This is a genomic window from Bifidobacterium sp. LH_416, from assembly GCF_056357055.1.
Genome location: NZ_JBKEVJ010000001.1, coordinates 59,535 through 78,906 on the forward strand (window position 1 = coordinate 59,535; position 19,372 = coordinate 78,906).

19 protein-coding genes are annotated in these 19,372 nt (G+C 62.8%); 17 read left to right on the forward strand and 2 right to left on the reverse strand.

Annotated features, from left to right (window positions below; translation table 11 throughout):
• Positions 1–6 precede the first annotated feature (6 nt).
• Together AC1AY0_RS00265 and AC1AY0_RS00270 are read left to right on the forward strand one after the other, a co-directional pair.
• Positions 7–1,428 carry an aggregation-promoting factor C-terminal-like domain-containing protein gene (locus tag AC1AY0_RS00265; RefSeq protein WP_476525405.1) on the forward strand — a complete coding sequence of 474 codons (1,422 nt, stop codon included), beginning with the start codon at positions 7–9 and terminating at the stop codon, positions 1,426–1,428.
• 86 nt (positions 1,429–1,514) lie between these two features.
• Complete coding sequence (locus tag AC1AY0_RS00270) at positions 1,515–1,931, forward strand: hypothetical protein (RefSeq protein ID WP_476525406.1); 417 nt, start codon at positions 1,515–1,517, stop codon at positions 1,929–1,931.
• On the opposite strand, the gene AC1AY0_RS00275 is transcribed toward AC1AY0_RS00270, so the two are convergent.
• Positions 1,928–2,734 carry a hypothetical protein gene (locus AC1AY0_RS00275; RefSeq protein ID WP_476525407.1) on the reverse strand — a complete coding sequence of 269 codons (807 nt, stop codon included), beginning with the start codon at positions 2,732–2,734 and terminating at the stop codon, positions 1,928–1,930. The genes AC1AY0_RS00270 and AC1AY0_RS00275 overlap by 4 nt on opposite strands.
• Positions 2,735–3,037: 303 nt before the next feature.
• Between AC1AY0_RS00275 and AC1AY0_RS00280 the strand changes: the two genes are divergently transcribed.
• From AC1AY0_RS00280 to AC1AY0_RS00340, 13 genes are all read left to right on the forward strand, one after another.
• The gene (locus AC1AY0_RS00280; RefSeq protein ID WP_476525409.1) at positions 3,038–3,691 is read left to right on the forward strand and encodes a hypothetical protein; all 654 of its coding nucleotides are present in this window, start codon (positions 3,038–3,040) and stop codon (positions 3,689–3,691) included.
• Positions 3,692–3,709: 18 nt separating this feature from the next.
• Positions 3,710–4,039 (forward strand): DUF6112 family protein, encoded by a 330-nt coding sequence (locus AC1AY0_RS00285; RefSeq protein WP_476525411.1) that lies wholly within the window; start codon positions 3,710–3,712, stop codon positions 4,037–4,039.
• 119 nt (positions 4,040–4,158) lie between these two features.
• Complete coding sequence (locus AC1AY0_RS00290; RefSeq protein ID WP_476525413.1) at positions 4,159–5,559, forward strand: type IV secretion system protein; 1,401 nt, start codon at positions 4,159–4,161, stop codon at positions 5,557–5,559.
• The gene (locus AC1AY0_RS00295) at positions 5,498–7,147 is read left to right on the forward strand and encodes an SCO6880 family protein (RefSeq protein ID WP_476525415.1); all 1,650 of its coding nucleotides are present in this window, start codon (positions 5,498–5,500) and stop codon (positions 7,145–7,147) included. The genes AC1AY0_RS00290 and AC1AY0_RS00295 overlap by 62 nt, the downstream gene beginning before the upstream one ends.
• Position 7,148: 1 nt before the next feature.
• The gene (locus tag AC1AY0_RS00300; protein WP_476525417.1) at positions 7,149–7,916 is read left to right on the forward strand and encodes a hypothetical protein; all 768 of its coding nucleotides are present in this window, start codon (positions 7,149–7,151) and stop codon (positions 7,914–7,916) included.
• Positions 7,917–8,022: 106 nt separating this feature from the next.
• The gene (locus AC1AY0_RS00305; RefSeq protein ID WP_476525419.1) at positions 8,023–8,250 is read left to right on the forward strand and encodes a hypothetical protein; all 228 of its coding nucleotides are present in this window, start codon (positions 8,023–8,025) and stop codon (positions 8,248–8,250) included.
• On the forward strand, positions 8,247–8,450 hold the full coding sequence (locus AC1AY0_RS00310) for a hypothetical protein (RefSeq protein ID WP_476525420.1): 204 nt from the start codon (positions 8,247–8,249) through the stop codon (positions 8,448–8,450). The genes AC1AY0_RS00305 and AC1AY0_RS00310 overlap by 4 nt, the downstream gene beginning before the upstream one ends.
• A gap of 119 nt (positions 8,451–8,569) precedes the next feature.
• Positions 8,570–8,719 (forward strand): hypothetical protein, encoded by a 150-nt coding sequence (locus AC1AY0_RS00315; protein ID WP_476525421.1) that lies wholly within the window; start codon positions 8,570–8,572, stop codon positions 8,717–8,719.
• Between the two features lie 323 nt (positions 8,720–9,042).
• Positions 9,043–9,312 carry a hypothetical protein gene (locus AC1AY0_RS00320; protein ID WP_476525423.1) on the forward strand — a complete coding sequence of 90 codons (270 nt, stop codon included), beginning with the start codon at positions 9,043–9,045 and terminating at the stop codon, positions 9,310–9,312.
• Between the two features lie 184 nt (positions 9,313–9,496).
• Positions 9,497–10,393, forward strand: a complete 897-nt coding sequence (locus tag AC1AY0_RS00325) for a hypothetical protein (protein ID WP_476525425.1) — start codon at positions 9,497–9,499, stop codon at positions 10,391–10,393.
• 62 nt (positions 10,394–10,455) lie between these two features.
• Positions 10,456–11,421 (forward strand): hypothetical protein, encoded by a 966-nt coding sequence (locus AC1AY0_RS00330; protein WP_476525427.1) that lies wholly within the window; start codon positions 10,456–10,458, stop codon positions 11,419–11,421.
• 91 nt (positions 11,422–11,512) lie between these two features.
• A complete protein-coding gene (locus tag AC1AY0_RS00335) occupies positions 11,513–11,839 on the forward strand; it encodes a hypothetical protein (RefSeq protein ID WP_476525428.1) in 327 nt (108 codons plus the stop codon).
• A gap of 75 nt (positions 11,840–11,914) precedes the next feature.
• Positions 11,915–13,012: a colicin transporter gene (locus AC1AY0_RS00340; protein WP_476525430.1), complete on the forward strand. Its 1,098-nt coding sequence runs from the start codon at positions 11,915–11,917 to the stop codon at positions 13,010–13,012.
• 345 nt (positions 13,013–13,357) lie between these two features.
• Here AC1AY0_RS00340 and AC1AY0_RS00345 read toward each other — a convergent pair whose 3' ends face one another.
• Positions 13,358–13,849 carry a hypothetical protein gene (locus AC1AY0_RS00345; RefSeq protein WP_476525432.1) on the reverse strand — a complete coding sequence of 164 codons (492 nt, stop codon included), beginning with the start codon at positions 13,847–13,849 and terminating at the stop codon, positions 13,358–13,360.
• Here AC1AY0_RS00345 and AC1AY0_RS00350 point away from each other — a divergent pair.
• Entirely contained in the window at positions 13,821–17,357 is a 3,537-nt protein-coding gene (locus AC1AY0_RS00350) for an LPXTG cell wall anchor domain-containing protein (protein WP_476525433.1), read from the forward strand. The two genes, AC1AY0_RS00345 and AC1AY0_RS00350, sit on opposite strands and share 29 nt — an antisense overlap.
• Positions 17,358–17,595: 238 nt before the next feature.
• Positions 17,596–19,344 (forward strand): SpaA isopeptide-forming pilin-related protein, encoded by a 1,749-nt coding sequence (locus AC1AY0_RS00355; protein WP_476525435.1) that lies wholly within the window; start codon positions 17,596–17,598, stop codon positions 19,342–19,344.
• Positions 19,345–19,372: the final 28 nt, after the last annotated feature.

Sequence of the window (19,372 nt, forward strand, 5' to 3'; positions counted from 1 at the left end):
GCGTGTGTGTCTGACGGGGATTCCGGCAAACGGGGCAGGGGGCTGGCTGCGGTGGCAGGGCTCTTTGGCGGAGGCGTGCTGGCGCTGCTGGTCACCGTGGTCGTCGCGCTGGTGTGTCTGGTGGTGTTGATCGTGGCGGTGCTGCGGTCGGATTATGGTTGGGCGAACTGCACGGCGGGTGGTTCTTCCTGGGTGCAGTGGGCGGAATCGATTGCGGACGATGATTCGCATGGGTATTCCCAGCGGCATCGGAACGGGGATCCGGATTATGACTGTTCGAGTCTCGTCTGGTATGCGTTGAAGCATGCCGGCTTCGATGTGGGTTCCACCGCTTTCGCCACGGGTGGCATGGATTCGGTGCTCATCAAGGCCGGATTCACCCGTATGGATTTCAAGGACGTTGCCTCCTTGCAGACGGGTGACATCGTGTGGGCCACGGGGCACACGGAGATCTATGTTGGTGACGGCAGATTCGTCGGCGCGCATCATGACGAGGATGGTGGGATCGAGGGCGCGAAGTCCGGCGATCAGACGGGTGATGAGATCAGTGTGACCTCTTCGCTGTCCGCGGCGTATTCCCGTGTCTACCGTGCGCCTTCCACGGCCGGCTTCCAGGCAGTGTCGGGCGGCATTTCGGATTCGGGTTGGGAGGGTATGACCGTGGCTGAGGCGCGTAGCCGGTGGAAGGATGTCGATTACACGGTGTGCGACGCGTATCCGCCTGGCCAGTGCACTTGGGGTGCCTGCGTGCGCGCCTATCATATGGGTTGGAAGCAGGTCGGAGGCCATTGGGGCAATGGTGGTGATTGGGCCCGTTCGGCCGCCGCAGCCGGCTATCAGGTGACTTCCACTTCCCCTGTTCCAGGGGCGATCGTGAGTTTCCCTCCCGGGGTGCAGGGCGCGGATGGCGTGTACGGGCATGTGGCCGTGGTCGAATCCGTTGATACGGCGGCCGGCAAGGTCACGATCAGCGAGATGAACGTGAAGGGCCCCTTGTATTCGAAGCGTGTGCTGCCGATTGTTTCCGGTGCCACGTACATCCTGCCGAAGGATTCGATCAACGGTGCGGCTTCCACGGCGACGTGCACGGCGAACGACTCCTCCGGCGACAAGGCGAGCGTCGAGGACGCGAAGAGGATCGCGCGCCGTAAGGTCAAGGAGCATGGCTGGGATGACAAGCAGGCGGAATGCCTGGTCCAGTTGTGGGATCATGAATCCGGTTGGCGTTGGGATGAGGAGAACCCGTCTTCCGGCGCGTACGGGATACCTCAATCATTGCCTGGCAACAAGATGGCTTCCTCCGGCCAGGATTGGAAGACTAACGCGGCCACCCAGATCGACTGGGGTTTGAAATACATCGAGCAGCGCTATCAGACGCCTTGCGGCGCCTGGGGCACGTGGAACTCCCGCAGTCCCCACTGGTACTAGGCCATCCGTCACCTCTCTTCGTTATCGGGGGTCGTTCGCGTGCTGAGGTTGAACAATCACCCACCTATACGAAAGGTATGCCGATCATGTCCACCACCGATTCCGAGACCCGATCGGGTTCCGCCTCCCCCATTGATTCCGCTGTCTCCTCTCGTCCTGTGGTTCCGTCCCTGTGGCGGGAGTTCCTTGCCGGCCCGTCGTTCGACCCCGAGGTGGAAAACTCCGATGATTCTTATTGGATGGCCCGCCGCGACAACCGGCTCATCATTGAAGCGTTCTGGATGTTCATGATGTTCCTAATCTGGTCGTGCGTCGTCATCCAAGTGCTGCCGATCCTGTTCCTCGCCGCCTTTGGACTGCTGCCGTCGCTCATCTTGTGCTTGGTGGCGATGGTTTTGGATGCTTGCGCCTGGTGGATGTGGCGTAAGTCCCGTGTTGACATGAGCGATGTCCTTCAGATATATCTGGCCGGGCATGTCTATGATGCGAAAGAGCGATGCTAGCCTCGTTGGGCTATTTGGACGCATTGCAACTCGGCTTGGGAGAATCCCGGGAGTGATTCGTAATGTTTCTTCGCTGTTTCATCGAGGACATCCTTGTCCGTCATCGAGAACTCATGCCGTGTGCCATCCGCTTCAAGAAGCACATACTTTGATTCCTCCAAGTCTCCGGCGTTCAGCAATGTGGTCGGGTTCTTGGCACTGGTGTTTTTGCTGGCTTTTTCGGTGAAGAGCACCAGTCGTGATTCTCCCGGCTGAAGGGTTATCTGCCGGTTTTTCAGTAGTTCGACCGCTTTCTTGGTGTCTGCGGCTTTGAATGAGCCGTCCTCGTCCATGTCGGGGATGCAGGCCATCATTTCGGTGTCGTTGTCGGCTTCCCGTTTGATGTCGATAATCGTTCCCTGTGTTCTGCCGGTGTTCGTCACTATGATCGCTTGGCGTTGTTGGGCGTAGATCTTATGACTCCCGTCGAATGTGGAGATCGCGGATGCATCGTATAGCGGATGAATCCTGTACACCGAGCCTTCGTTCCGCCATTGGTATATCTGCATGGCAAAGGCAATCCCTGCGACTATCAGCGCCACGATTGAAACAACCAGCGCGGCCTTGTCTATCTTGAGCGATTCCTTCTCCAGGTCGTCAGCGTTGCTGTTACTCTTCGCTGGCAGAGACTGCTCATTCCTGTTGTTTTCGATTTTTTTAAGTTCCCTTATGATGGGTTCTTCGATTGAGGGTTTTTTCGCCGCATGATTCTTCCGCCCGTTGGGATTGCGGCGTTTGGGTTTTCTTGCTCGTTTTCCAGCCATGTATCAGTCCTTGCCTATTGCCGTTATCGGTGATGATAGTCTTCCTGATTATTCTGCGTGTCGTTATCAGGCACGGTTCGGGTGGAGGGGTTGGAACGGGGTCTCAATACTCTCTCTGCATACATCGCTCCGCTCCTCTCTGTCGGTGGCGCCCGTCATTCCCGTGGTTTCCGGGGTGGCGGGCGTTCCGTTTTTCCGGCACGCCGGTCGTTGCCGCGTGCTTCGCCGGGATCGCGCCGGTGCGGGGTTGCGCCGTTATCAGTGCCGTTCGCGCTTGAGTGCGTGTGACATGTCGTGAAGTCGATGGTCGAATGGATGGAGGATCCGATGGGATTCGGAGCCGTGGTTGTTCTGGCTGATGAACGGTTGAAGGGGCTGGTGCCTGATCCGTCCTGGGATGTCCAGGGGGTCCGTGATCTTGTGGGCGGCGTGCTCGCGGTGTGCCTGTATCTGGCGGTGGGCATGGTGATTCTTGGGGTGTTGACGCTGCTGCCTGGTCTGATCACGAACAATATGATGGAGCGCGCGTTCTCGTGGAAGCGTCTGTTGTGCGCCGTGTTGATCCCGATGACGATAGGGGCGGCGACTTCGGGCCTGTCTTGGTCGTATCTGTCTTTTGGCTCGCAGGGGTTGCAGTCGAATGCCTATCAGCATGAGTCCGATTCCCCCGACTGGTCCGGCGTGGATTCGAAGTCGGAGTCGAGGAGCGACGACCTGTCGGACGTGGTCTCCCAGCTGGGCAAGGATATCGCGGACAGGATCGGAGAGGCGACTGCCGGCGCGATCTCTAGATCATTGGAGGCTGGCGGGAAGGTATGGGACTTCCTGTCGGGCGGCGATGGGAACGGCAATGTGCTTGAGAAGATCGGCAACGGGCTGCAGGGCTTGTATTCGCTGCTCACGGGTGGCAGCGCAGGCGTTATCGGTGTCGGAGCGTCTTCTACTTGGGTGTTGTGAGGGTGAAAGGAGGGCGATATGTCAATTCACCCAATCATCTCTGACGGTCTCATCCTTGCCCTGGAAGATGGCGACCTGTCCGAATTCAACGTGGCTCCGAACTATGATTTCTTCCCGTTCCTCGAACTGGTGCGGAACATCGTGGGCGGCCTGTGGGCCGTGGGCCTGTATGCCGCGGTTGGCGCCTGGATCATCAGCGCGGTCGCCTGGCTTATATCGAAGGCGGTGGGGAACAGCACGATGCAGCAGTATTCGGGTCTTGTGTTCGTGTGGATCGCATTGGGTACGATGCTGCTCGGCTCGTCTATGGCTATTGTGAAGTTCTTCGCCACTCAGGCGATGTTCTGATTTTCCGTCGTCGTCGCACATGTTTCCATCAGTGCGGCGGGTGCGGGCCGTCGTCGTGTTCGTGCGGCGGCGGCCTTTCTTTCTTTTTCCGGAATTCTCGTGTGTGGGGAGTCTTTGAGTTGGGTGAGATAGTCGAGGCGGTGCTGGACAAGCTGATTCCGTGGATGTTGGATCCTATGAGCGTGTCCCTGCAGTCCATGTTCGTCGGAGCGTTCACGGGGAACGCGGCCGGTGTCAGCATCTCGGAGTGGAATGTGGCGATCACGGCGGCGAACCGTGTCGGTTGGATCATGGGGTTCGTGAACATGGCGGTGTGCGTGGCCGGTGCCGTGCATGCGAGCGTGAAGGCCAATGTGGCGGACGCGTTGAAGGCGTTCGCGATGAGCGTGCTCGCATGGCCGTTGACCGCGGTGTGCGTGAGCGTGATGATCTCGGTGGAGGGTGTGCTGAGTCTGGTGACGGCGAAGATGCTGCTGGTGGGCGCCGTTGATAATTCCGAACGGGGTGCGGCGGACATCGCGTCCGCTTTCTTCAAGAAGATTCTCAACCAGGCGAATGTGCTGGGCACGTTCCTGATGCTTCTCGTGTATCTCGTCCTGTTCGTGGGCGTGCTCCTTCTGTGCTGCATTCTGGCCGCCCGCTCCCTGTGTCTGATCCTTCTGGCGGCCGTCGCGCCGGTGCCGGTGATGATGGCCGGATGGAAATCCACCCGTTCCACTATGCGTCGTTGGCTGTCCGCGGTGGCGGGGGTCCTGCTCGCGAAGCCGTTGGCCGCGCTGGTGATCGTGGTGGGTTCCGCGTTGATGACCAGGCAGACCACGTCCTCGCTTGAGGACGGGAGTTTTTCGGACCTGTTCGTGGGCATCGCGTGCATTTTCATGGCGTGCTATTCGCCGAAGCTGATCATGCCGGTCGTCCATTTCATCGGCGACGACCGGAGCCTGGGCATGCAGCAGGCAGCCAGCCAGGCGGGCAGGAACGCGATAACGACGGCCGTGAACGTCACCAAGGATGTGGTCACCAAGGCCGCGACGATGGGCTCCGGGTTCGTCGGCAACGGTGGAATGCAGATGGGTCCGGGCGGCCAGGGCGTGTTGCATATGTTGGCCGGCCAACCGGGCATGGCCGGCGCGAAGTTCGCCGACATGATGAACGGCGGCGACGGGCGTGACGGTGATGATGCGGAAGACCGTTCTTCCTCCTCTCCAGGTGATCGCGGTTCGGATGCCGGGGTCGTTTCCCCGGCCGAGGATTCCTCTCGTCAGGGTTCGCAGGATGCGCGGGACGCTCCCTCACCGGCTTCCTCCCCCGCCTATCCGCCTTCCCCGTCTGCTTCCGGAGGTGACGGGGGCGACGGTTCGCGTGGCCGCAACGGGCGTGACGGTTTGGATGGTACTGGAGGTGCCGGAGGCACCGGCGGCGACGGCGGTCAGGGTTCGCCTGGATTGCCCGGTGAGGATGGCCGTACCGGCATGGATGCCGGTGACGATGCTCCCCGACAGGGGCCTGTGCTGGCGTGAGCGCCGCCCGTGTTATTCGCGTGTCCCGTGGGTGTATGTCAGGGATTGGCTTGCGGTATTCCCTCATCGTCAGTCCCTGTTCCCTGTTGTTGTTTTCCGTTCCTTTGCTGTGAGGGGTGTTATGGTTTCGGGTTCCGGTGATGGCGGCGTGAAGGTGCCTGTGGCGGCGTTCAGCCGGTTGAGCGCCACGAATGTGTTGTTCGGTTGGACGTGGCCGCAGCTTGCGGTCGGCGTGCTTGGGCTTGTGATGCTGGTGCTGGGTGGCGCTTCGGGTTTCAATCTTCCGGTCATGTTGGCCGGATCGCTGGTCATGGCGTACGGCCTGCTGCGTTTCCAGGGGTTGAGCCTGCTCGCATGGACGTATGTGTGGTTCGCCTGGCGGCGTCGGCTGCGTGACGGCTCGTATGTGTGGAGCGCCGCTCCTTTGGATCCGGGACGCACGGTCGGCGTGCTCGGCGTGTGGGGTCGTGTCGAGGATCGCGCGCAGGTCGTGGAGGGCGAGTCCGTGGATGTGGTTGGCACGCCGTGGGGCGGAGCCTGCTATCTGTATGATCCGGACAAGCGGCAGGCCACGGCGGTGCTGTCGTTGAAGGTCGAGGAGTGGACGTTGAGCACGAACGGCCGGAAGCGTGATCGGGCGATGGCGTTGAACGATCTGACGATGACGCTGGCCTCCACGCCGGGTGTGGTCGAGTTGAAGGAGACGAGTCTGCTGATGCCGACCTCCGCGCCGGCTCCTCCCGATCTCGACGATCCGCGTCTTCCCGATTGGGCGAGGGGCGATCTGGCCGAATTGTGGTCCATGCCCGAGATAGCCACCCCGTTGGCCAATGTGAGCTGGGTGTGCGTGAGCGTGAACGTGGACAGGCTTTCCGGCCGTTCGAGGAACATGGACAGGTTGACCGAACGCAACCGTGTGGGCGTCATGCTGGGGGATCTTGTACGGAACGTGGTGGCTCCCGCGCTGGTGGAGTGCGGTGGTCAGCATGGTTCGATCCGCTGGTGCAACGTGGATGAGCTGCGCGACATGATACGCAGCGTTTCCGATCCGGCGCATGCGGCGTCGCGTCGTCCCGTGCGTCGGGGCGAACCCACGTTGTCGTATTGCGAGGAGAGCGCGGACGGCGACTATGTGACGTTGGAGTCGTGCGTGGCGCGCTCCTGGTGGGTGACGCAGTGGCCGGACCGGCCGGTGCCCGCCGGCTGGACGCGTGACATCCTGCAGGGCGATCGGATGATCGCGTTGACTCATATCTGGAGGCCGTTGTCGATGGAGAAAAGCGAGAAGGATCTCGCGAGCAAGCAGTCGAGCATGATGCAGCGCAACCGTCTCGCCGACCAGAAGCGTTTGACGAGGGATGAGCGCAGGGAGCGTCGCGAGCAGGCGCAGCGCGAGGCGGAGCAGGATGCGAACTGGCCTGATACCGATCATCAGGGGTATATAACCCTGTTCGCCCGCGATCGAGCCCAGTTGGACGAGTTGGAGCGGGGGTTGAGGATGGAGACCGGCAAATACCATCTGACGTTGAATGGTCTGACGGGCCAGCAGCGCAAGGCGTTGACTGCCGTGCTGCCGTTGGGGTTGTGACATGCGCCGGGCGTGGGAGGATTTCGATTATGCCGGCGACGGCATGGGTTCCGGGAATGATGGATGGCGGGGCAGCGTCCTGAAGGCCGGATCATGGCTCGTGAAGCATACGCCGCATGGGTTGAAGGGGTCCGTCGCCGTGTTGATGGGCTTGTCCGCGGTTTCGCTGACGCTCGGGCTCGGCATGCTCGCATTGCACCGGGATGCCGAGGATTCCCGCGGCAGGGCCTACACGTCCTGCCGTTCGGCCGCGGAATCGTACGCGAATGAGGAAAGGCTGTTCCGTCGCACCGTCGAACGGGTGCTGTCCGACGTGGACATGGAGTCGTTGGAGGAATCCTCTCCCATGATGGCCGGCCGTCTGCGTTCCCTTTCGTCCGACCCGTCCGATGCGGGATCCTGCGATGCGGGCATGGGGCGCGGTGAACTGGAATCCGTGACCGCATCGTTGAGGGACGCCACGAAGGATCTCAAGGCGAGGGGCGGCCGGTTGGAGACCCTGTCCACGCGGATATCGAAGGATTCCAAGGCCGATGATCTCACCCTGGCCAGGGGCCGTCTCTCCTCGGCGGTGAAGCGGGCCGAGGAGACATTGGAAAGCACCGACGGTTCTGAACTCAAGGTCCCCTACGTGCGGCAACGGTTGAAGGACCTCGTTGCCGATGGCGAAACCATGCTCGGCGACGGTTCGGCCACGGCCGCGGATATGGACCGTCTCGCCAGGAGCATATCCAATATCGAGGAGTCGTTGCTCACTGGACTCCGTTGACGTCCTCCTCCCCTTCCTTTCGGGTTTTCGGTGTTCCTCTCTTATCGGCCCGGCTTCGGGTGACGGGTCTGATATTGGATTCATCTGCCGTTTCCGGGAGGTTGGAATGAGCGCAGGAAGGAAGAACGCGGCCAGGCCCCATGCCCGTATCGTTGACGTTTCGGACCAGGCCGTGAATGGTTTTTTCGATGACGAGGCGATGGCTCGCATCATGTCAAGGCCCGTGGTCCATCCATCGGCCGGGTCCAAGCCGCAGGCCGTCGACGGGCGTGACGGCTCCCATGCTTTCCTGTGGGGCTTGTTCGCCGACCGCCGTGAGGGTGATGCCCGGTGACCGTCGATGAGATTGGCCTGAGGGAATGGCTCACGTCGGCCGCTGGACTCGCGGAACGCAGGCTCGCCGACGCTCGCGCCGAGCATATGCATGTGACCGCGGCCCGCTACGAGGGCATGGCGGACGCCTTCCGGATGATGGAGGAGCATCTCGATGCCATCGCATCGGTTTCCGGCGATCGCGGGGAGGATGGCCGTTGACTGTCAGGAACGTGGATGGCCATGCCGTGATCGTGGATTCGCCCGGACTGCCCGGAGGGGTGCTGTCGTGCAGGGTGATGCGTGACGCCGAGGGCCGTGTGGCGTGCTACGTGTCCGCCGTGGGAAGCCTGGATCTGCAGGAGCGTCTGGTGGATCCGTCAGGTAATCCGGTGGCGGCCACGGGGTTGGATGAGGAATCGGTGAGGGGCCTGCGCGACTGGCTCACCGTCCAATTGGATTCGTGGGAGGAGGGAGGCGCGCATGGGTGAGCTCCTTGGACATGAGCTGCGACGGTATGTCGAGTATTGTCGAAGCGGCGCCCCTCAACGCGCGCAGTTGAAACGTCTGGAACGGCTTCGGAGCATGAACCTGTGCGAACGGTGCGGCAAATACGCGGCCAGGAAGGGCGGCAGGCTATGCGGCCACTGCCTGCATTGGGAGAGCATGCCGAAGTGCCGCAACTGCGGGCGCACACGCTCCCGCAAGGCCGCCGACGGCTTGTGCTATGAATGCCGTCATTCCTCCACTGATGTTCCCGGCCCCGGCAATGGGTAGGGAAACCGTCCTCGGGTCCATGCGAAAGGAGATCATCGTGAATCTTTTGGACGTGCTCGAGATCATCTGCTATCTGATCGGCGTCGCCGCCTGCTGCCGCCGGCTGGAGGCCGACGAATGCCGGACCAACGAGCTCGCCCGTCTCATCACCTGGCTGATGCTCGTCATGTTCGCGCTGCAGGTCGGCGTGGGATGTCTCGCGTTCCGTGAGCCGTGGGGCGGGCCGGTGAGCATGCTGCAGGTCGTGAACCTGACGATGGCCGCGATTCTCGACGTGCTCATCATCATCGAGTGGCGGCGGCGATGATTCCCCGCAATCCCGCGCATCCTTCCCCGCCGCATGACCATAGCCGAGACCCGATCCCCGTTTTTCCGCCCGGGATCGGGTCTCTCGCATATCGGCTCGTTTTCCACTTCCCTCAAGGTGATTCCGGAGGAATCCATCATTCACCCTGATTCCTTGGACTCTGGAATCAAGAAAGGAAAAAGCCATGACCCCCCCCCGAAAAATAATCCGTAGGATCGTGACCCTGGGTGCGACGGTCGGCCTGCTTGTGCCGTTGACGGCATGCGCGGGTTCCACATCCGCAGGCGGGATGCAGGATTCCGCCGCTCCGGCCACCGCCATCGCGGCGGAATCCTATCCCGACCATCTGGTCAACGGGGATTTCGAATACCCGGCCTCGCAGATAATGTCACGGCCGAACGTCACCGGCGACCCCACCGATTTCACGTTCATCGACCCCGCGGCCGGACAGCGTCTCGCCTACCCCTCCACCGTCGGCAGGCAGACATGGAAGACCATCCCCGGATTCGACAGGACGAGATTCGCGTGGACCAGTTCACAGACCGATGATCCGAACGATATCCCCCACCGTGCGGGCGTGGTCGAACTCCAATTGGATCTGGACGGCAACCAGTACGCGGAACTGGCGGCCAGCCAGGCCGGCACCGCCATCTACCAGAAGATCGCCACCACGCCGGGAGTCGCCTACCGGGTCCGGTTGAAGCATGCGAGCCAATCCGCCGCATACCTGGATTCCATGCGCGTGCTCATCGGCCCCGAAGGCAAGACCGAACCCGTCGCCATGACGCGTGTCACGTCGAACAAGGCCGGCGACAAGGCGGGGGAATCCTCCACCACGATCGCCACGCACGCGACCAACACGGACGGGATCACGAACCGGAACCATTCCGGCCAGTGGGCGACCTACGAGGGCACGTACGTCGCCACCTCGGACGTGACCGTGTTCACGTTCGAAAACGTCACCAGCTACAACAAGGACACCGGCAACCTTCTGGACGACATCAGTTTCGAGAAGGCCTACCCGTTGACCTACGACGGCAACGGGAGCACCGGCGGCAGCACGCCGCAACCAGCCGAATAGAAAGGAAAAAACCATGAAAACCATCACCCCCCCCCCGGAGCATCCGTAGGATCACGCCAATCATGTCCGTCGTCACGCTTCTGACGACGCTGCTGGCGGGCTGCGCATCCCCCGGCACGGCCATGCCGGTCTCGCATGCGGTCGCACGCCCTGCCGCCGCCACCCGGATCACGCTCCCCTGCGTCAAATCGGGTGAGAACGCGACCGGCCCGTACGCCACGGATTTCTGCTGGATCGACTGGTCGAACCTCCCGTTGAAGGACGGGACCACCCCCGTGTCGATCACGATGGACGGCGGGCGTATCGACGCGGACGTCACGCTCTCGCATTCGGCGAATTCGTCGCTGTTCGTCAACGACTACAGCACGGGCACGCTTGCCCGCTATTCGAAGCTCATCCCCGCATACAAGCTCACGGGGAATACGGCGTTGGGATTCCGTCAGACGAAAAGCGAGAAGGCGGATCGGAACGCGACCGTCACGTTCGCGAACATCACGCCCATCCCGGACATGAGCGGGAGCATGGTGAACACGTTGAAAGACTTCCGCATGGCGTTCGGGGATGCGGAAACCATGAGCGGTTGGAATGACGGAGCCTATGAGCAGACCGTCATCGAATCCGACAAGCCACTCACCCAACTGGGTTGGCTTGGCGACAAGACCCGCGCCTACGCCCGAACGAACACCGGCTGGGACACCGTCAAAGTGACGTTGGCCGGCGGCAACGGCACGTATGGGCCGAACGGGAACAGCGACTCGATGGGCGCGGTCGTCGCCGGCGCCGTGGAACCGTCCACGTTCACCGTGGATTTCAGCCAGCACGCGTACACGAGCGGTGACAGCGCGATCGCCGTGGCATCTACATGCCGTACACGACCGCATACCCGCTCATCTACGACGGGAACGGCAACACGAGCGGACATACGCCGCGGGAGTAGCAGGAATCTCCTCGAGACAACGGGGCCGGTTTCGATGCCGGCCCCGTTTCATGTCTTTCCTTTACCTCATCCCCCGTTATCGGGTTGGTGAAGGGTGTTGTATTCGTCGGAGCGATATGGAGCGGTCGGGGCGGATGATCCCGACCGGCCGGGCTTCGTCTCGGAAAGGATGGATTGTTCCTATGGGTGTTTTGGATGACGAGTTGGATGAACGGTATCCGGTCGAGTCGGAGAGGCTGATCGTCCCGTTGACGCGCGTGCAGACGGCGATGCTGAGCCGTAAGGCGTATGCGGAGGGACGTCTGGCGTCGCCCACCGACCATGAGATCGAGGCCGCGGCGCGGGCCTTGTATGAGGATTGCATGCATTCCACGATGGGGGACGCATTCCATGTGTCGTTCCCGGATCTGCCTGAACGGGTGCGGAAGCCGTACGAGCATGACGCGCGCGTCGCGTTGGAGGCCGCGCGCGGGGCGGTCCGCGATGCGGAGGCTTCATCCGGACGATGATCCCTCGATGGGGTCACCCCGTACTCGTCCCGTGTTTTCATGGGATTATTTGATTTTTCGAAAGGAGAGAGCATTATGGACGATTTGTTCGAGAACGGGGTGTCATGGCCCCAGGAGTCCCCAGATCATCCCGCACCGTCCTCCGACGGGAATGCGGGTGGACCGGTTCCTCCCGTGGTTCCGTCCTCGTCCGGGGATGAATCCGATGAAACCCCGGTGAAGAAGCCCCGTCCGAAGTGGCTGGTTCCGGCGATTGCGGGAGGCTGCGCGGTGGTTCTGATAGCGGCCGGCGTCGTCGGCTACCGTGCCTGGTCTAACCATGAATTGGATGTGGCGAAGACGGCGTGCGCCGAAGCCTCGGAGAAGGTCAGGGAGTCCGCGAACGCGTACAGCACCCTGCTGAACGGCGACGCGGCCGACGCGTCGAACATCAAGGCCGACCAGGTGAAGGACGCGAACACCATCAAGGCCTTGGAGGCCGCGTTGAAGGAGACCGCGCCCGGATACGAGGGTTGCGTGGCCGACGACAAGGCCGGGTTGGACGAGGCGGCCGAAACCCTGGATGATCAGGCCGCATGGTACACGGCCCATGAGCGGAGCCTGTCCAAGGCGGTGAAGGCCGTCACCGAGTCGAAGGCGGCGAAGACCCTGGACACGGCGAAAGCCAATCTGAAGTCCAAACTGGACGAGGCGTCGAAGCTGCTCGCGGATTCGGACGGCAAGGTGCAGGATAACGCGGTCCGAGACGCGCTCACCAAGGCGATCGACGCGGCGGACAAGCTGAGGGACGGCAACGATCCGGCGAAGCTGGATGCGGCGCGCAAGAGTCTGGAGGACGCGATGAAAACGGTGAACGATTCCATCCAGGCGAAGGCGGACGCGGACGCGAAGGCCGCCGCCGAGGCCGCTGCCGCCCAGGCCGCGCAGCAGGCGCAGGCGTCGCGTTCCTCGGCCTCCTCCTCGTCCAGGTACTCGTATTCGGGTTCCTCGAACCGTTACTCCGGATCCACGTCCAACCGCTACACGGGCGGCGGTTCCAGTTCCTCCGGCGGGAGCTCGATTGGTGGATTCCCCGACGCTGATTCCAACTACCACGGATCCGCACAGGGCTGCGGAAACAACTGCCCAGCCGAGTGCCCCGCCGAGAAATGGCATTCCGACGGCTGCTACTGACAGCAGTCCTTCTTTCTTCCAACAAGCATTGGCCTCGTACCGGTTTCCCGGTGCGGGGCCTTTTGCGTATCTGCAGTCTCGCCACCCCTGTGCCTCCCCTTCTTGTTTTTCTCCTTGAATCCCATGCCCGTGACGGGTGTGGGATTCCTCCGTTTTCAGGCGTTTATGCCGTTATCGGCCTTCCATTGGCCTTCCTCCGGGTGGGGTTGGTGGATTGCCATACGAGGGGTTCGTGGAATCCCGGTTTCGGCGGTCCATGCATGAGGGGCGGGAGAGGCCCGTCCTGTTGATCAACAACCAGGAGGAACCTATGGGGTTCAACAATGGTGCTGCGGGGCCGCGGAGTCATGAACCGCTGGCCGCCGCAAACATGAAAAGGCATGGGGCGCGTCGCACGCTGGCCGCTTTGGCTGCCGTGGCGACGCTCGCCTCGGGCGGCGTGATCGCGTCGACCGCGTATGCGGGTGGTGGCGGCGGCAACGCCGGTGGCGGCGGCTTGACCGCCGATGGCAAGTTCAATATCACCTGGCAGTATTCGGACAACAACAACGGCGGTTTCGGCCCGGCTTCGGACTGGCATTCCACCGAGACCGCGGTGAAGAAGGACTGGTACAACCTGGGCGGCAAGTCCGAGCAGGTGATGCAGGAAGCCACGGACGAGGCGAACACGAACTGCCTCGCCCGGTTCGACGAATCCCATCCTGACCAGAAGGGCAAGGGCGAGTGCCGCGTGGTCGGCGTGGGTGTGGTCGGCGCGGCCAACACGCGCACCTGGAACGGCATCGGCGGCGCGACCCACAAGCTGTGGATGAAGTACTGGCACCAGGTCGTGGACAATGTGCATTTCGCCAACAACGGGGCATCCTACACAACGAATAAGGAGTTCCAGGACCAGCCGGGTTGGAGCGTGGACAAGATCGCTGACACGTACGCCCCGGATTATGTGAACGACGCTTCCACGGGTTCGATCGTGGTGATCGCGTTGAACCAGTACGAGCCGGACGGGGAGACGCCGCCTCCGGCACCGGGGAAGACCGTCGAGAAGGGCACGTCCGCGGATTCCATGTCGAACGAGACCGTGATCTCCACTGGCACTGGCCGTCTGGGCACGAAGATGGTGATCAGGGACGCGATCGACCCGAACGGCATGAAGTACACGGTCACCGGCCAGAAGGTCATCGACACGACCGATGGGAACAAGGATGTGAGCGGCCAGTTCACGTTCAACACGAAGGACGGCGAGGCGGCGCCGGATGACGTGGCCACGGCCACATGGAACGGCGGGAGCCTGCCGGACGAGCACACGTTCGAATACCATCTGACGATCACGGTGTCGAACCCTGAGACGTCGAAGGTGAAGGACACCCCGTCCGTCCTCTGGAACGACAAGGGCACGGGCGACGTGGCCTCGCACGAGTTCCCGACGTGGAAGCCGAACCCGGACAAGAGCTGGATCAAATGGTCCGACGGCAAGTGGCAGGCGGTCATCGACCCGGATGAGACCAACGCCACGGGCGCGGACAACGCGAAGCTGCTCGACGGGGATATCGTGGGCTCCGCTGTGAACGCGACCGTCGACGGTGGTCTGAAGGAGGCCCCGAAGTCGCTGACGATCACGGATGATTGGACGAACGCCGACTATCTGGTCGACCGGAAGGGCGATGTCAAGGTGTATGCGGCGGCGGCCACCGCGGATTCCACGGAGACCGTGGAGGGCGTGACCGTGAAGCATATGACGAAGACGAGTGTCGCCGATATCGCGAACAAGGGTCTGGACGTGACCTCGAGCTTCGACATCACGGAGAACGGCACCGTGGTGACCGCTTCGGCGAAGAAGGACTATCTGGCCAAGCTGAAGGGCATGAGCGGCCCGATCCAGCTGACCGTGATCGTCCCGTTCGTCGCGAACTTCGCGAACGGGAAGGGCGCGGAACAGGTCAGGAAGGACTTCGGCAAGGCCGAGGGCGACGAGCTCACGTTCTGCACGAACCCGACCGACGGGAAGGACGATTCCGGCCAGGGATTGACGAACAAGGGCGCGGAGAGCGTGAACGGCCAGACCGTTCCGACCAACGAGCCCGAGATCTGCGGCTACGTGCCGCCGGTGAAGAAGGATGTGATCGCCGAATCCTCGCAGGGCGGCGGCCAGGAGAGCGTGGACGGCAAGACCGTGTATCCGGGCCAGAAGGTCGAATACCAGCTGACCACGGAGCCGAGCCTGCCGGCCGATCTCGCCTACATCGTGAAGTCCGTCTCGTTCACCGACACGTTCGACCGGTATCTCACCCCGGACAAGCAGACCGTGGAGATGATGGATATGAACAGCGGCAAGGTGGTCCCGAAGTCGAAGTACACGACCAAATGGGATGATTCCAAGCACCTGTTCCAGTTGACCGTCACCGATCAGGAGCTCATCAAGCAGTGGCGCTCCGGTTCCAAGCCACGCGTCCAGATCCGTTTCGAGGGCATCGTGAACGAGGATGCGCCGGGTGACCACAAGGTCGGCAACAAGTGGGTGCTGACCCTGAACAACAGCCTGACCCCGTCGAACGAGGTGTTCAACCTGCCTCCTTCATGGAAGCCGTCCAAGAAGGACACGCAGTCCGCCGAACAGGGCGATCCGACGATCAGCATCGACGGGAAGACCCTGCTGCTGGGCGACACCGGCTACTACCGTGTGGCCATCGACGCCACGGAGAAGGACAACGCCTACAAGGTGTGGAGGCTCGGCGTGGTCGACGACTACGACGACGAGTATCTGACCGTCGACCCGACGAAGCTGGAGATCACCGGCGCTGACGGCAAGGACTACACCAAGGCCTTCAACGTCCAGTTGAAGGACGGCGTGGTCTACGCGTTCGCCAGGACCGTGGACACGGAGATCCCGGCCACCGGCGAGACCGTGAAGGGCGACCCTCAGCCCGATGATCTGAAGGCCTACAGCGAGAGGACCGACAAGGACTACGACCCGTTGAAGGATCCGTCCATCGACCAGAAGCTGCTCGGCCAGGAATACACGCTGACCATCCCCTACACCGTCTCCAAGGTCACCGACGGCTACGTGGTGAAGAACACGGCCACCCAGATCGTCAACAACGTGCGCAAGGAGACCAACACGGTGTCCAACCCGTTGAAGCCGATCAACCCGAAGAAGGACGTGACCGTGAAGGTCGGCGGCGAGAGCGCCGACGGCCAAAGCGTCTATCTGGGCTCCACGTTCCTCTACCAGCTGGATTCCAGCGTCATCCCCGCATCCCGCGCCTACCAGAAGGTCGCGAACTGGGGCATCGACGACCAGCTGGATCCGACGTATGACCAGCTGACCGGCCAGTGGGCGGTGTACGCCACCCGCGACCTGTACCGTGACGGCAAGGTCGTCGCCAAGAAGGGCGAACGCATCGCCGGCAGCGGCTTCGACTCCTCGAAGCTCGGCGGAGACCTGTTCACCGCCTCCCTCGACGCGAAGACCGGCAAGACGGCCATCACCGCCACCGACGCCTATCTGGAGCTCGTGTCCGCGGACGTGGACCATGAGCAGGGTTGGCGCGCCTACCTGCAGGTGAAGCGCGTGAAGGTCACCGAACGCCACGAGAACCAGTTCACCGAGCATTACAACGGCAAGGACCTGGTCTCCAACATCGTGTGGACCCGCACCCCGGACCTCACGCCGAGCATCAAGCTCGAGAAGTGGGACAAGAAGAGCGGCTTCCCGAAGGGCGACCGCGACGATTCCAAGGACGCGTTGAAGGGCGCGAAGGACGGTGACGTGATCGTGTTCACGATCACGAACACCAGCAAGGACGATTCCGGCCACGGCGCATGGTTCAAGGCCTCCGACCTGAAGCTCGAGGACCACACCATCGTCGGCGACGGCACCGTCACGAACCTGAAGTACCCGGCCAACTGGGACACTCTCATCCTGAAGCCCGGCGACCATGTGGACGTCGAGGGCACGCTCACCGGATTCACCCAGTCGAACCACACGGATCGCGCCAAGGTGACCGGCACCCCTCTCGTCTCCTGCCCGGTGACGGATTCCAATCCGTTCGGCGGCCAGTCCACGGGCGAGGACGGGACCGGTGACGGCAAGGCAGACGGCTCCACGGAATCCACCGGCCTGAAGCAGGTGACCGTCGACGGCCAGACCCGTTGCGAGGACACGAAGGTCGATTCCAACACGGACGACTGGAACGGCGTGAACGCCAACCTCGCGTCCACCGGCGCCGGCATCCTGCCGGCCGTGGCCGCGGCCGCGCTCCTGCTCATCGCAGGCGGCGCCGGCCTCGCGGTGGCCACGTTCCGTCGTCGTTCCTCCTCCCGTCAGGCGGCGCATTCCGCCAAGTGACCCACATGGGGCCGCATCCCGCATGGATTCGGCCCCATGACCGGCCGGGCCGAAGCCCGGCCTCCCTTCTTTCCCTCGTCCTTCACTTCCGCGAGGGGAAGGCATCCATGACGGATGCGGTCCACCGGCAGCATAACGGGCTGCGTCGCAAAGGGGTTCGACTCCCCCGGTGGACGCTCGGTGACGGCCGCAGTCGTTCGTCCTTTGGCCGTCACATGGAAAAGGAAAGGATCAAGCAATGTCCAACATGATCAGGACGCGCGGCCTCGCCGCGATCGCATGCGCGTCGGCGATGCTGCTCGCCGGCCTGGCCGGGGGCGCCGCGTACGCCGCCGACACGGAGACCATCACCCTGCAGGGTGCGGACGGGGCCAGCCTGGCCGGCCACACGTTCGACGTGTACGAGATCGGCCGATACACCGACGTGCAATTGGATGGGAACACGATCAGCGGGCTCGGCGTGGCCGGCAGCGACGCGTCGAACAAGTGGGCGGCCGACGCGATCAAAATCGCGAACGCGTACACCAAGGACACGGGCGACGACATCACGGACCGCATCGGATTCGACAGCGCCGGCGACATCGCGTCCATCGGCATGGACCAGACCAGCCAACTGTCGAACATCCAGGCCGCGTTGAACCAGAGCACCCTGAAGCCGGCCGTCATCCAGGGCGGCGCGAATCTCACGTTCACCGGATCGGACGGCCAGATCAGCGTGCCGGAACCCGGCCTCTACTACATCACCGATTCGGCCGGCGAACCGATCATCGTCGGAACGAAATCCGGTGCGGGCGAACACATGAAGGATCAGGCGGACCGGACGCTGGGCGTCGCGGTCATCAAGTCGAAGAGCGTGGCCACCGACAAGCGTGTCACCGTCAGCCGTGACGGCAAGCAGGAATCCCATCAGGGCAGCCAGACGGATCCCGCGTCCGCCACGCTGGGCGACACCGTGTCCTACACGATCGACACGACCGTTCCGAAGACCGCCGTCAAATTCAAGCTCCATGACACGCCGTCCGGCGTCGCCTACGTGAAGGGCTCGCTGCAGGTGAGGCTCGCCAAGGACAACACCGACCTGACCGCCAACACCGTCCTGTATGACGGGGCCACGCAGAACGGGGCGAAATCCATGCCCGGCGACGCGACGCTGCTGAAATCCGACGGTTCTCCGGCCGATCCCGACGTCACCGTGCCGGACGGCGGCTGGGCGTTGGATCTGACAGGCCTGATCGCCACGAACGGCGGCCAGAAGATCCAGATCAGCTACCGTGCGAAGGTGACGGCCGCCACACCCGACAAGCCCGCGTCGAACAAGGCCGTCACGCACGGCATGTTCAAGGACGGCAACGCGTACACGACCGTCGACGGCGACGACACCGTGGACGTGAAATCCTACGGGTTCGAACTCAGGAAGACCAACGCCGAGGAGGGCGACAAGGCCACGCTCCTGAACGGGGCTGGCTTCCAGATCGCGTCCGGCACCGGCGACCAGGCCGTCAAGCTCGCGTTCAAGGACGGCGCATGGGTGAAGGCGGATGATTCGACGCCGGCCACCACGTTCGTCACCGGCGACACGAACGGCGACGGCGTGGCCGACGCGAAGGACGATACGGCCAGGAAGGGGCTCATCGAATTCGCCGGCCTGGGCGCCGGCACGTACACGGTCACCGAAACCAAGCAGCCGGCAGGCTACTCCAGTCTCGCGAAACCCGCGTTCACCGTCACGATCGCCGAGGACGGCACGAAGACGTTCACCGGCGTGACGACCGCCAGCCCGAACCTGACCAAGCCGGTCGACGACACGCATGTGACCGTGTGGAACATCGCCAGCCTGACCCAACTGCCGCAGACGGGCGGCACCCTGGCGCTCATGTTCTGGATCGCCGCGTCCAGCCCCGTGTGGGCGGCCGGCCTGATCCTCACCGCGAAGGCGTTGAGGGACCGTCGAGAGGCCGGGTTCCTGTCCACCAGGATCCAGGCCTGAACCATCCGGACGCGCGGCCGCGGAGCAG